The sequence below is a fragment of the Helicobacter pylori oki112 genome, from assembly GCF_000600085.1.
Classification (GTDB): Bacteria; Campylobacterota; Campylobacteria; order Campylobacterales; family Helicobacteraceae; genus Helicobacter; species Helicobacter pylori_CY.
Genome location: NZ_CP006821.1, coordinates 69,312 through 83,287, shown reverse-complemented (window position 1 = coordinate 83,287; position 13,976 = coordinate 69,312). Strand labels below are relative to the sequence as shown.

Annotated in this window: 10 protein-coding genes and 2 pseudogenes; 6 read left to right on the top strand and 6 right to left on the bottom strand. The window is 38.2% G+C overall.

Going from position 1 to position 13,976, the window contains the following annotated elements; all coding sequences use genetic code 11:
• The first annotated feature begins 17 nt into the window (after nucleotides 1–17).
• The 3 genes and pseudogenes from HPOKI112_RS00405 (at nucleotide 18) to HPOKI112_RS00390 (ending at nucleotide 5,312) form a co-directional block, all read left to right on the top strand.
• Complete coding sequence (locus HPOKI112_RS00405; protein ID WP_025309543.1) at nucleotides 18–1,439, top strand: DNA methyltransferase; 1,422 nt, start codon at nucleotides 18–20, stop codon at nucleotides 1,437–1,439.
• A 128-nt stretch (nucleotides 1,440–1,567) separates the two neighbouring features.
• Nucleotides 1,568–2,438 (top strand): annotated as a pseudogene (locus HPOKI112_RS00395) (DNA methyltransferase).
• Between the two features lie 10 nt (nucleotides 2,439–2,448).
• Nucleotides 2,449–5,312: pseudogene (locus tag HPOKI112_RS00390) on the top strand (DEAD/DEAH box helicase family protein).
• Between the two features lie 44 nt (nucleotides 5,313–5,356).
• Here HPOKI112_RS00390 and mreC read toward each other — a convergent pair.
• Genes mreC through fabZ form a run of 5 tightly spaced genes read right to left on the bottom strand, consistent with a single transcriptional unit; the run spans nucleotide 5,357 to nucleotide 9,836 of the window.
• Nucleotides 5,357–6,103, bottom strand: coding sequence for a rod shape-determining protein MreC (mreC, locus tag HPOKI112_RS00385; RefSeq protein ID WP_025309540.1), 747 nt, complete (start codon nucleotides 6,101–6,103; stop codon nucleotides 5,357–5,359).
• A gap of 3 nt (nucleotides 6,104–6,106) precedes the next feature.
• Nucleotides 6,107–7,150, bottom strand: coding sequence for a rod shape-determining protein (locus HPOKI112_RS00380; protein ID WP_000577744.1), 1,044 nt, complete (start codon nucleotides 7,148–7,150; stop codon nucleotides 6,107–6,109).
• 42 nt (nucleotides 7,151–7,192) lie between these two features.
• Entirely contained in the window at nucleotides 7,193–8,539 is a 1,347-nt protein-coding gene (clpX, locus tag HPOKI112_RS00375) for an ATP-dependent protease ATP-binding subunit ClpX (RefSeq protein WP_025309539.1), read from the bottom strand.
• Nucleotide 8,540: 1 nt separating this feature from the next.
• Nucleotides 8,541–9,353: an acyl-ACP--UDP-N-acetylglucosamine O-acyltransferase gene (lpxA, locus tag HPOKI112_RS00370; protein ID WP_025309538.1), complete on the bottom strand. Its 813-nt coding sequence runs from the start codon at nucleotides 9,351–9,353 to the stop codon at nucleotides 8,541–8,543.
• A gap of 3 nt (nucleotides 9,354–9,356) precedes the next feature.
• Nucleotides 9,357–9,836 carry a 3-hydroxyacyl-ACP dehydratase FabZ gene (gene fabZ, locus HPOKI112_RS00365; protein WP_000438054.1) on the bottom strand — a complete coding sequence of 160 codons (480 nt, stop codon included), beginning with the start codon at nucleotides 9,834–9,836 and terminating at the stop codon, nucleotides 9,357–9,359.
• 46 nt (nucleotides 9,837–9,882) lie between these two features.
• Between fabZ and HPOKI112_RS07915 the strand changes: the two genes are divergently transcribed.
• Nucleotides 9,883–10,026, top strand: a complete 144-nt coding sequence (locus tag HPOKI112_RS07915; RefSeq protein ID WP_080275945.1) for a flavoprotein oxidoreductase — start codon at nucleotides 9,883–9,885, stop codon at nucleotides 10,024–10,026.
• Here HPOKI112_RS07915 and fliW read toward each other — a convergent pair.
• Nucleotides 10,006–10,395 (bottom strand): flagellar assembly protein FliW, encoded by a 390-nt coding sequence (gene fliW / locus HPOKI112_RS00360; RefSeq protein WP_025276567.1) that lies wholly within the window; start codon nucleotides 10,393–10,395, stop codon nucleotides 10,006–10,008. The genes HPOKI112_RS07915 and fliW overlap by 21 nt on opposite strands.
• A gap of 403 nt (nucleotides 10,396–10,798) precedes the next feature.
• Here fliW and HPOKI112_RS00355 point away from each other — a divergent pair, with 403 nt between their 5' ends.
• On the top strand, nucleotides 10,799–11,461 hold the full coding sequence (locus HPOKI112_RS00355) for an outer membrane protein assembly factor BamD (RefSeq protein WP_017284240.1): 663 nt from the start codon (nucleotides 10,799–10,801) through the stop codon (nucleotides 11,459–11,461).
• Between the two features lie 40 nt (nucleotides 11,462–11,501).
• A complete protein-coding gene (gene lon / locus HPOKI112_RS00350) occupies nucleotides 11,502–13,970 on the top strand; it encodes an endopeptidase La (protein WP_025276565.1) in 2,469 nt (822 codons plus the stop codon).
• Nucleotides 13,971–13,976 lie beyond the last annotated feature (6 nt).

The window sequence follows — 13,976 nt, the reverse complement described above, 5'->3', positions numbered from 1 at the left end:
TTTTAAGGAGCGTTATAATGAAAACGAACGAAGCGCAATTTTATGAAGTTTTAGAAAACCTTTTTATAGGCGTTAAGATTGAAGACAAGCAAGAAAGCCTTTTAGATCCTACCCCTAGAGCGGTAAAAAATGGCATGCTCAATCTATTGAAGGCTAAGAGCCAGTATTATCAAAGAAAAAAACAAGAATTAGAAAAACTCATTGATTGTAAATGCCAAAACAACAACGATCTTAAAGAAGAATTGTTTGACAAACTCTATAGCTTTTTCAAGCGTTATTTGAGCGCTAATGGAGGGATTTATTTCAACGACACGCCCCTTTATGATAGCCTTTATACTAAAAGCGATTATGAAAAATGCTCCCTTAAAAAAGACACCGCCTTATTTTATAAAACTAAAGATCTTTATTACGTGAAAAGCGAAACGAATTATAAGGATTTTTGCTTTGAATTAGAAAACATTATTTTTAATTTTGACACTTCTTCATTAGAAAGCAAAAAGAATAATGAAAAAATAGATTTAGTCTTTACTCTCAAAGATACAGACACAAAAACTAACACCCTAAATTTTAGCGTTACCCTCAGTAGTCAAGGGAATCAAACAAAAATAAGTGAAATCCTAAAAGGTTGTTTCAATCAAGGCGTCAAACTTGATGAAGAAGTGTTAAAAAAAGCGTTTATAAAATTCAAAAAGCAAGGCAGTATGGATTATTTTATCCATAAAAACGCGCTAGGGTTTTTAAAAGAGCAATTGGATTTGTATTTGTTTGAATACCTTTTTAAAGAAATGACTGAATTTGACGCTAAACGCCTTAATGAAATCAACACCATTAAGGAAGTGGCTTTAAAAGTCATTTTATTAGTGAGCGAATTTGAAAACGAACTTTGTAAGATTTGGAACAAACCTCGTTTTGTATTAAACTCGCATTTCATTGTAAGCCTGGATCAATTAAAAGCTAAAAACTACAATTTAGACAAAATCACAAACCACAAAAACTACCCCAAACAAGTCCAAGAATGGCAAGACTCGAATTTAAAAACCACAGACAATCTTTTAGAAAATGAGTTTTTACCCATAGACACGATTTATTTTAAAGATTTAGAAGAAGAGGTTAAAAGCTTATTCAATGAAGATGAAATCAACGGCACGCTCATAAAAAGCGAAAACTACCAAGCCCTAAACTCTCTTAAAAACCGCTATAAAGAAACAATTGATTGCATTTACATTGATCCGCCTTACAACACGCAAAACAATGAATTTATTTATGCGGATAATTTCAAACGCTCCAGCTGGCTTTCTATGATGGAAAACCGCTTAGAGCTTGCACATAGCTTATTGAACGATAAAGGCGTGATGTTTGTGAGCATTGATGACAACGAACAGGCGTATTTAAAAACGCTCATGGACGAGGTCTTTAATGGGGGGGTGATAACTTTGTAGCTAATGTAGTTTGGAATTCTATAAGTAGCGTCTTAAAACAATCTAAACATATACGAAAAGAACATGAGTATATTTTAGTGTATGCAAAAAATAAATTAAGTCTAGTATTCAATCGCTTAAAAAATACAATGATTTTTGAAAATTTAGACAATGACCCTAAAGGCGCATGGTTTAGTAGCAATGCTGCTAGTCCTAATCAAAACTCTGATAAAAACAAATTTGCAATAAAATTACCAAGTGGCAATGAGTGTATAAGAAATTGGAAATTTTCTTATGATGAATATTATGAGCGGAAAAATTGATTTATTTTTAAAAGATGACAATGTGCCAAGGTTAAAAATTTATCAATCCGATTATGATGCCAATACGGCAATTATGTCAAGCATTTTTACTGAGTTAGGGTCTATTACTTCCGCAAAAGACGAAGTAAGAAAGGTTTTAGGATTAAGTGTTTCACCATTTGACACCCCCAAACCCGAAGCCCTACTCAAACGCATTATAGAAATCTCTACCCAAGAAAACGACCTCGTGTTAGACTTTTTTGCTGGGAGCGGGACGACTTGCGCAGTAGCGCACAAGCTTAAGAGAAAGTATATCGGTGTTGAAATGGGGGAGCATTTTGAGCGCGTGATTTTGCCGCGCCTTAAAAAGGTTATAGGCGGTTTTAAAAGCGGTGCGGCTAAAGAATTTAATGGAGGAGGGGTAATGAAAGTTTATGCTTTAGAAAGCTATGAAGAGATTTTAAGGAAAATCAAGTATGAAGACAATGACAAACCCTTAGCTTATGATGAACAATACAGCGATTTAGTGGAATGCAAAAACGAATCTTACACGCTCAATGTAGAAGCGCTAGAAAAAATGGGCGTGGATATTAAAGAAACTTTGGAAAATTTATGGGGGTTGAAAGTGGAGTTTTTTAATGAAAAGGTGGTGAAATTTAAAGGGAATGATAAAGAAGTAGAAATTTTAAAAGCCTTAAAAGAAGCGCTCATTTGGTAAGGAGAAAATCATGGCAAAGAAAAAAGATTTAACCACCGATAACGAAATTTTTGTCGCTCAAAAACTCGCTGAAGAGGAACTAAACACTAACGAGATTAACGAGCCATTAGAAAGGCTAGACTTTAAAAGCTTTGATAGCAATAAGGAGCTTTTAGATTACCAACAGCAAGCTTTGATTAACGCTTTTAGAATGCTTGTTGCTTATTTTAGAGATTTCAAAGAGAACAAAAAAGAATTTTACGCATTTTATCAAAAACATTATTCATTCGCTCATTGCGATTTCGCTAAAAAGAAACTCAATCCTTTGTTAAAGAGCCATTTTAAGGTGGAAAATCAGCGCGTGAGTTTTGAAAATTTGATCAACCGCTTAGCCTTTTACATGGCCACAGGGAGCGGTAAAACGATTGTCATTATCAAACTGGTAGAGCTTTTAAGCGTGGCTATAAGAATGGGTTTGATCCCTAAGAAAAACATCATGTTTTTTAGCGCGAATGAAAATTTGATCAAGCAATTTGAAAAAGAAATTGAAAAATACAACCGGGGTAAGGACTATTTTAAGCAAATTGATTTCAAAAGCCTTAAAAGCGTTACCCATAAGGATTTTTATCGCGCTCCAAAAAATGTTTTAAAGGAAATGGAAAAAATCGCTCTTTTTTATTACCGCGCGGATTTGATGAATGATGAAGAAAGCAAGGAAAACCTTTTAAATTATAAGGATTATTGGGATAATGGGGAAAATTATGTGATTTTAGATGAAGCGCATAAGGGGAACAAGTCTGAGAGCAAAAGACAGGCTATCTTTAGTCTCTTGTCTTTAAAAGGGTTTTTATTCAATTTCAGCGCCACTTTCACCGAAGAAAGCGATCTCATCACTGCGGTGTATAATTTGAGCGTGGGCGAGTGGGTGAAGCTTGGCTATGGTAAAGAGTCTGTTTTATTGAAGAAAAACAATTTAAGCGCTTTTAAGGATTTAAAAGATTTAAACGATAGGGAAAAAGAAATCGCTCTTTTAAAAGCGTTATTGCTTTTAGGCATGCAAAAACGCTATAAAACAGAAGGCTATTTTTACGACCCTTTAATGCTCGTGTTCACGCATTCTGTGAATGTGGAAAACAGCGATGCGGAAATCTTTTTTAAAACTTTAGCGCGCGTGATTGAAAATGACGATGGAAACGATTTTTTAAAGGCTAAAGAAGATTTATTAGAGGAAATAAAGAATCCGGAATTTCTTTTTAGCGATGACAAAGATAAAGACTATAAGGTTAAGGTTTTTAAAGAGGGTTTAAAAAGCATGGATTTTAAAGGCTTAAAAGAAGAAGTTTTTTATGCCAGTAACGGGCATATTGAAGTGATTATTAACCCTAAAAACAACCAAGAAATCGCTTTCAAGCTCAACACAAGCGACAAAGTCTTTTGCTTGATTAGAATAGGCGATATTACAGAATGGATTTGTGAAAAATTAAAGAGCGTGAAGGTGGTGAGTAAGAATTTGAGCTTTAAAGAAGAGAGCTATTTCAGCCAGATTGATAAGAGCAGTATCAATATCTTAGTGGGGTCTCGCACTTTTGACACTGGGTGGGATAGCACAAGGCCTAGCGTGATTTTATTTTTAAATATAGGGCTTGATGATGACGCTAAAAAGCTGGTGAAACAATCTTTTGGCAGGGGCGTAAGGATTGAAAGCGTCAAAAACCAACGCCAAAGGTTAGCGTATTTAGACATAGATGAAGCTATTAAAGAAAAATTGAAACCAAACGCTGCAATGCTAGAAACGCTTTTTGTGATACCCACCAACCATGCAAGCCTTGAAGCGATTTTAAAGTTCCAAAAAGAGAGCGAAAATAAGGGTGAGAATAGAGGTTCTTGGCGTGAAATCAAATTAGAAAAAACGCCTATAAAACACGCATTATTCGTGCCTTGCTACCGAAAAGAACAAACCAACGCTCTTAAAATTTCTCCAAGCGCTTCGTTTAAAATGAGTGAAAAAAATTTTAAGGATTTAAAAGAGTATTTTCATTTAATGAGCGAAAAACATTTTATTTTAAAGCATGAAATTTATAACCCTAAAGATTACACGCTGCTAAAAGAAATGATACAAACAGCGCATTTTAAAAAGGTATCAACTTGGCATTATAAAGATTTAGATTACATGATTTCTGAAATTAAAGGCAAGCTATACCCCAATCAAAAAGTGCCTAAAGACGAGTTTAACGCCCTAGATAATGAGAAAATCGTGCATTTTAAAAGGGTTAAAGTTAAGGCGGATAAAAAAGAAGAATTGGTTAAAAAAATCCAAGAAGTGAAAGAGTATGCGCCTTTGGATAAAGAAAAACACAAACAAGACAGAACATTCAAAGTTGATGAAGCAGAGCTGTTAAAACTCAAAGAGCATTACTATACCCCGCTCATTAAAGCCAAAAACTGCGATTGGCTTAAGCATGTGGTTAAGGTAAAGAGCGAGAGCGATTTTTTAGAAGAGTTGTTAAGATTACCGAAACGCTGCAAGAAAACTATGATTTTTGGGCGTTCAGCAAGATTGATGAGCATTTAGACAATTTGTTTATTCCCTATATAGACAACGGCGCTACAGAAAGGAAATTTTTCCCTGATTTTATCTTTTGGTTGCAAAAGGGTGGTGCGCAGATCATTTGCTTCATTGATCCTAAAGGGAGCAAACACACTGATTACGAGCATAAGGCAGATGCGTATCAACTTTTTAAAGATAAAATTTTTAACCCTAAAGACGATCCCAATCTCAAAATCAAAGTGGTTTTAAAATTTTATGGAAATAAGGATGATGTGGGGGAGCGTTATAGAGATGATTGGATTAAAGAAGGGGAATTAAAAGATTTTTTTCTAAAACAATTAGCCTAAACTTATTGAAAGGGGTTAAAAGATCCGCTTATTAGCCTATAAGGCTAGTTTTTCACATCGCTTAAAAACACATGCCTTAAAAGTTTGGCTTCGCTTAAAAAAGCGTTTTTCAACACCGCGCTTTTATAAGTGTAATGATCTTCAATGCTTGAAACTTCGCCCACAAACACCCCCGCTCCAAAAATCCCATCTAGCCCGCTCGTTAGCACTTGATCGCCTATGTTAATTTCAGCGCTTGGGACAATAAACTCCACGACTAATTCTTGCTTGAAATTAGATCCTATAAAGCCTAGCACTTGATTTTTGCCTATCATCACGCTATAAGCGCAGCGCTTGTGAGCGTTCAAAAACCCATTCAAGCGCCCTTTTTCTAGCACGGCAATGCCTATGGCTTGATTGTGAGAAACAAGGCCATAAATCTTATTTTCTTCTAAATCCATGACAGGGTTAAGAGAGACGCTGTGCGTGTCTTCTAAACTGATGAATGAAGTCATAAAAGTGGGGGTATAAGTCATTTTTGGATTTTCTAAAGGATAAATACTATTCAAGCGCTCTTTCAAATCGGCGTTTTCTAGTTTTAAAGCTTCTAAAATCAAGCGTTCTTTTTGAAATTCCTTAATGTTTTGGGCTTGAAAAAAATACGCTTGAATGTTGTCTAATAAGCTGTTTTTAGCGCTCATCAAGGCGTTTTTAATCCGGTCGCTGATATAAGAAGAACTGCCTTTAATGTCTAAAAAATAAAAAATAAGAAAAATCCCTAAAAGCCAAAGGAATTTAAAATAAAAACGCATGCATTATTCACTAAAACCCACACGGCTGAGTAAATCCAAATCTTGTATGGCTTCCCCTGTGCCTTTGGCTACCGCCAATAAAGGCTCATCGCCCACATACACAGGGAGTTTAACCATATCGCTTAAATACTTGTCTAAGCCCTTAATCAAAGCCCCACCGCCGGTAAGCACTACGCCATTTTGCACAATGTCTTTCGCCAAATCCGGCTTCACTTCTTCAAGCACGCTCCTTAAAGCGCTAGAGATTTCCCTCACCTGATCTTTAATGGCTTCAAACACATCATCAGAGCTCAATTCAATCGTGTGCAACAGCCCGCTCACTTGATCCCTCCCTGACACTTCCATCGTGAGAGGCGGATCTAGTTTGATCGCGCACCCGATTTCAATTTTAATCTCTTCGCCGGTGCGCTCCCCTATCAATAAATTGAATTTCTTGCGGATGTATTCCACGATGCTTTGATCCAATTTATCCCCAGCCACTCTAATGCTTTTAGAAATGACTAACCCCCCAAGACTGATCACGCCAATTTCAGTCGTGCCACCGCCAATATCTACAATCAAACTCCCTTGCGGCTCTTTCACGGGCAAGCCTGCCCCGATCGCAGCTGCCATAGGCTCTTCAATCAAAAAGACCTCTCTCGCTCCCGCGCTCAAAGCGCTCTCTTTAACCGCATTCCTTTCCACGCTTGTCAGCCCATAAGGCACGCACACCATGATGCGCGGGCGGATCCATGTTTTTCGTTTGTGCGCTTTTTCAATAAAGTAGCGGATCATTTTAGCGGTAATGTCATAATCGGCAATCACGCCATCTTTCATGGGGCGAATCGCTCTGATGCTGTTAGGGGTTTTGCCTAGCATTTCCTTAGCCTCGCTCCCCACTGCCAAAATATCATAAGCTTTAGAATCAAACAACCCCATGCGCACCGCCACAATAGAAGGCTCATTGATAATAATGCCCTGCCCTTTGACTAACACGATCGTGTTAGCCGTGCCTAAATCTATGGCAATATCATGCGAAAACAAACCGATTAATTTGCTAAAAATCATGCCCTTTCCAATCCTTTATCATTAAATTTATAAGCGTATTTTTCAAGGAAGCATTTTAGAATGCGTTTTAGCAATGATCAAAGGTTCAGCTTGTTTTAAAACACAATCTTTGGTGATACGCACTTCCGATCCTTTAAGCTTGGGTAAATCAAACATAATATCCAAACAAAAATCTTCAATGATCGCCCTTAGGCCCCTAGCCCCGGTTTTTCGCTCTAAAGCGAGTCTAGCGATTTCTTTAATCGCTTCTTCTTCAAAAATCAAATCCACCTCATCCATTTTGAAAAGTTGCTGGTATTGCTTGATTAGGGCGTTTTTAGGCTTTTGTAAAATATCCACCATCGCTTCTAAACTGATACTATCTAGCGTGCTTAAAACCGGCAAACGGCCAATAAGCTCAGGGATAAGTCCATAAGTAACCAGGTCATGGGTTTGGACTAAATGCAAAATCGCTTCTTGCTCTTTTTTACTCATCTTTTCTTGAGTGAAACCCAACACATTTTGCGTGGTGCGTTTTTTAATGATTTCCGCTAACCCGTCAAACGCTCCGGCACAAATGAATAAAATATCGCTCGTGTCAATTTGAATGAAATTGCCTTCAGGGTGCTTTCTGCCGCCTTTGGGGGGGATATTCACTAAAGAGCCTTCAACGATTTTCAATAACGCTTGCTGAACGCCCTCGCCAGAAACATCTCTAGTGATAGAGCGGTTTTCTGACAAACGGCTGATTTTATCGATCTCATCAATAAACACAATGCCTTTTTGGGCTTTTTGAACATTCCAATCGCTCGCTTGCAACAATCTTGTAAGGATATTTTCCACATCTTCGCCCACATAACCCGCTTCAGTCAGGCTAGTCGCATCGCTAATGGCGATAGGAATATCCAAATGCTTGGCTAGAGTTTGCGCCATTAAAGTTTTGCCTGATCCTGTAGGGCCGATTAGTAAAATATTAGACTTGCTCAACTCCACTTCTTCTAAATGCTCTAACTCTAAATCGCTGTCTTGGCTGTCTTGTTTTTTGAGTTTTTCTTTAAAAGATAAGCGTTTGTAATGGTTATACACGGCTACGGAAAAAACCTTTTTGGCCTGCTCTTGCCCTATCACATAATTATCTAAAACCGCCTTAAGCTCTTTAGGGGCTGGAATGTGAGAGAGCAAAAACTCTTCTTCATAAGCGCCTGATTCCATTCTTCTCAATCGCTCTCTCTTGAGCGCCAATAAAGAATCCATTCTGTCATATTTGTGCAATTCCCCATGCATCACATCTATACAATATTCGCACACGCACACATCTTTATTCAGGTTGCTCGCAAAAATAATGCGGCGTTTTTTGGGATCTCTTGATTCTGGTTTTTTGCAAAAACTGCAATAAAGCGTTTCGTTCATGTTATTCCTCTTGTTTTTCTTCGCTAGAATATTCGCTTGGCTTATACGCCACGCCCCTAGAACTCTCTAAAATAAAAGAGCAAATCTCTTTCACAAAAGGGTTATTGGCATGCTCTTCTAACTCTAATTTAGCGCTCTCTCTTAAAGAGGGGACAGGGCGGAACAATCTCTTATAAAGCGCATGGATAAAATCAATATCCTTACTCTCTAGTAATTGGCGCATCCTGTGGCGGTTTAACCCCCTAATAAAAGCGCGATTGCCCTCTGCAGTGCAATAAGGCGGCACATCTTTGCCTAAAGCGCTCTTACCGGCTATCATGCACCCTTTAGCGATACGCACAAACTGATGGATCGCTGTAAGACCGCCAATATTGACATAATCGCCTATTTCAATATGCCCTGCTAAAGTTACGCCATTAGCCAAAATGCAATGACTGCCAATCACGCAATCATGAGCGACATGCACATAAGCCATGAGCAAGTTTTTATCCCCAATAATGGTTTTTTTAATCCCCCCTTCAGTGCCGGGATTTATCATGCAAAATTCCCGAACAAGGTTGTCTTCTCCAATAATCAGTTCGCTGTATTCGCCCTTATATTTTAAATCTTGAGGCTGTGTGCCTAGCACGGCAAAAGGAAAAATCTCGGTGTTCTTTCCAATAAAAGTATGCCCTTGTAAGGTTATATTGTTATGGAGTTTCACGCCTTCATCTAGTTTGACGCCATCTCCAATCACGCAAAATTCCCCAATCTCTACGCCCTTATTAATCTCTGCTTTAGGAGAAATAATGGCTGTTTTTGCAATTTTACTCATTTTTTAATCTCTCTCTGCGATCATGGCTTTTAATTCGGCTTCAGCGACCACTTTGCCATCCACTTGAGCCGTGCCGCCCACTTGCCAGATCATGCCTTTATGCTTTAAGACTTCTAAATGGTATTCTAATCTGTCGCCTGGGGTTACAGGAATGCGGAATTTAACCTTGTCAATCGTCATGAAGTACACGATTTTGGTTTTGGCTATTTCAGGGTCAAACCCCCACAAGCTAGTGAAGGCTAAAAACCCTCCGCTTTGCGCCATGCCCTCTACGATCAAAACGCCCGGGAAAATGGGCTTATTAGGGAAATGCCCGTTAAACACATCTTCATTAAAAGTGATATTCTTATAAGCGACAATTTTTTTATTGGCTTGTAACTCTATAATTCTATCCACTAAGAGCATGGGATAGCGGTGAGGTAAAATCTGTAAGATATGCTCTATAAAAAATTGGGATTGTAAGTTTTGATGGCTTTGTTCCATAAAATAAACTCCTTGTTTTGGTTCAACTAAAGTGCTATTTTTAGCGTTGGTTATTCTAAAAAATAACCGCTATTATACCATAAGAAAACCGCTCGCTTGTATTTGCAAAAACACCGATGCATTGCACCATAAGCTTAAAGAAACGCTTTGTATAAGTACCGCTCATGCATTATTCATGCGTGTGGCTTAGAATATTCTCTCTTAAATGGTAGTGTGGGTATTTGTTAGAATCCAAAACCACTTGCCCCATGAACTGCTTGTCCAAATTGAAAATTAAAGGGGCTAAATAATTCACCGTAGAAAGCTCAATGGGGGTTTGAACCACCATGATATTAGCGACTAGAACGCTCTTGGCTCCCTCTAATTCTAAAAGGATTTTTAAGGGGGTAGGCACTTCAAATTCGTATTTTCTTAAAGCAAAGGGATTGACTAGCGTGAAAGACACCACGGAATTTTCTTCTGCACTATTCAAACGCAAAAAGATTTCATCAACCTTTTGCAAGCGCATTTTATGAATGGTTTCAAACCCTAATATAGGTGCTTTCACATCAAAAATCATAGGCGATTGCATTCCCTTTAAAAAAGCACAAAATCTTCTCCTTAAAGAATAAAAGACCGCCTTAAAACCAGCGCTCAATGATTTCTAAACTAAACTCTGTATTATATCAAACAATTTTGGTAAAATCAATTTTTGCTAGTTTTGGGTATAATCCCAATAACTTAACCATGATGGAAGTTTAACTGAATAATTATAAAATACAACAAGGAGTGAGGAATGAGCAAGATAAAACCACAAATCAAGAAAAATCATCCTAGTAAATCTCATTTTAGCGATGGGTGGCGCCTTTTTGGTGCGGCTGGGCTTGATTTGGAGAAATAGTTTTTACATTATTCGGTAGGAACAAGAAAGATAAGAAAAAATAATGAGTTATTCAAAAATCTAATTTTATAAGACAGGTGGCATGCGTTTAAAACATTTTAAAACTTTCCTTTTTATCACAATGGCGATTATTGTTATAGGTACCGGTTGTGCAAACAAAAAGAAAAAAAAAGACGAATACAACAAACCGGCGATTTTTTGGTATCAAGGGATTTTAAGAGAAATCCTTTTTGCTAATTTAGAAACAGCGGACAATTATTATTCTTCTTTACAGAGCGAACACATCAATTCCCCCCTTATCCCAGAAGCGATGCTAGCTTTAGGGCAAGCGCACATGAAAAAGAAAGAGTATGTTTTGGCGTCTTTTTACTTTGATGAATACATCAAGCGCTTTGGGACTAAGGACAATGTGGATTATTTAACTTTTTTAAAATTGCAATCGCATTATTACGCTTTCAAAAACCATTCTAAAGACCAGGAATTTATCTCTAATTCTATTGTGAGTTTAGGCGAATTTATAGAAAAATACCCTAACAGCCGTTACCGCCCCTATGTAGAATACATGCAAATCAAATTCATTTTAGGGCAAAACGAGCTCAATCGCGCGATCGCAAATGTCTATAAAAAACGCCACAAGCCTGAGGGCGTGAAACGCTATTTAGAAAGGATAGATGAGACTTTAGAAAAAGAGACTAAACCCAAACCATCGCACATGCCTTGGTATGTGTTAATTTTTGATTGGTAGGATATTTCAAACCATGCAAATTATAACAGAGAGATGAAAAATGACTGAAGATTTTCCTAAAATTCTGCCTTTATTGGTAGAAGAAGACACCTTTTTATACCCCTTTATGATAGCCCCTATTTTTTTGCAAAATAACGCGAGCATCAAGGCGGTAGCTTACGCTAAAAACAATAAATCATTAGTCTTTATTGCATGCCAAAAAGACAAATTGAACGACAATGAAGCCCCTTATTATGATGTGGGGGTGATTGGATCTATCATGCGTGAAGCCAACATGCCTAATGGGCGCGTGAAATTGCTCTTTAATGGCATCGCTAAGGGGCGTATTTTAGAGCCTGCTAAAGAAAACGAGCAAGGCTTTTTAGAAGCTCAAATAAGCCCTATTGAATATTTAGAATACGATAAAGAAAACATTCAAGCTATCGTGGAAGTCTTAAAAGAAAAAGTGATCACTCTAGCCAATGTCAGCTCGCTCTTTCCTCCGGATTTGATCAAGGCTTTAGAAGACAATGACGATCCTAACCGCATCGCTGATTTAATCGCAGCGGCCTTGCATTTGAAAAGAGATCAAGCGTATTCTCTTTTTGCCAACAACAACACCGAGCAGCGCTTGTTGGATTTGATTGATATTGTGATAGAAGAGACTAAAACCCAAAAACTCCAAAAAGAAATCAAATCCAAAGTCCATCAAAAAATGGAGCAAACCAATAAGGAATATTTCTTAAAAGAGCAGCTCAAACAAATCCAAAAAGAGCTTGGCACAGACAAACAGCGAGATGAAGATTTAAACCAGTACTACCAAAAACTAGAAAGCATCAAGCCTTTCTTGAAAGAAGAAGCGTTTAAGGAGATTAAAAAGCAAATTGACCGACTGAGCCGAACCCATGCAGACAGCTCTGATAGCGCGACTTTGCAAAATTATATTGAAACCATGTTGGATGTGCCTTTTGGGCAATATGAAAAAAAAGCGCTTGACATTAAGCATGTGAGAGAACAACTAGACAAGGATCATTATTCCTTAAAAAGGCCTAAAGAGCGTATTGTGGAATACTTTGCCACCATGCAGCTTTTAGAAATGCGCCACAAGAAAAAGCCAGAAAAAAAAGACAAAACTAAAGGCACGATTTTGTGCTTTTATGGGCCTCCTGGCGTGGGTAAAACGAGTTTGGCTAATTCCATTGCTAAAGCGATAGAGCGCCCTTTAGTTCGGATCGCTTTAGGGGGATTAGAAGATGTGAATGAACTAAGAGGGCACAGACGCACTTATATAGGCTCAATGCCTGGGCGCATTGTCCAAGGGCTTATTGAAGCCAAAAAGATGAATCCGGTCATGGTTTTAGATGAAATTGATAAGGTGGATAGGAGCGTTAGGGGCGATCCAGCGAGCGCTTTATTAGAGATCTTAGACCCTGAGCAAAATACCGCTTTTAGGGATCATTATGCGAATTTCAGCATTGATTTATCGCAAGTGATTTTTATCGCTACCGCTAACAATATTGACAGAATCCCAGCCCCTTTAAGAGACAGAATGGAATTTATCAGCGTGTCCAGCTACACGCCTAATGAAAAAGAAGAAATCGCTAAAAACTACCTCATCCCCCAAGAATTAGAAAAGCATGCCTTAAAGCCTAGCGAAGTGGATATTAGCCATGAGTGTTTGAAACTCATTATTGAAAAATACACCAGAGAAGCGGGCGTTAGGGATTTACGAAGACAAATCGCAACGATTATGCGCAAAGTGGCTTTAAAATACCTAGAAGATAACCCGCACAAAAAAGGGCGAACCAAAAAAGGCGAAAATGAAAAAAGCGAAGATAAGGGTAAAAATTTCTGCATCTCTATCACGCCCAGCAACCTTAAAGAGTATTTAGAACGCATAGTGTTTGAAATTGACCCCATAGATAAAGAAAATAAAATCGGTATCGTCAATGGTTTGGCATGGACTCCAGTGGGCGGTGATGTGCTTAAAATTGAAGCGCTTAAGATTAGAGGCAAGGGGGAATTAAAACTCACCGGGAGTTTAGGCGATGTGATGAAAGAATCCGCCATTATTGCCTTTTCTGTTGTCAAAGTCTTATTGGATAACGAAACCTTAAAAGCGCCTAAAATCCCTAGCGAAACCGATGCAGAGAATAAGAAAAAGAAAAAAGCGCTGAAAGTTTATAGCGCTTATGATTTGCACTTGCATGTCCCTGAGGGGGCTACGCCTAAAGACGGACCGAGCGCTGGGATCGCTATGGCGAGCGTGATGGCGAGCATTTTGTGCGACCGAGCTACAAGAAGCGAAGTGGCAATGACGGGCGAATTGACTTTGAGCGGGGAAGTTTTACCCATAGGAGGGTTGAAAGAAAAGTTGATCGCCGCTTTTAAAGCCGGCATTAAAACCGCTCTTGTTCCTGTCAAAAATTACGAAAGGGATTTAGACGAGATCCCTGCTGAAGTGCGAGAGAATTTAAACATCGTTGCGGTGAAAAACATCGCTGAAGTGTTAGAAAAAACCTTACTTTAGAATTTG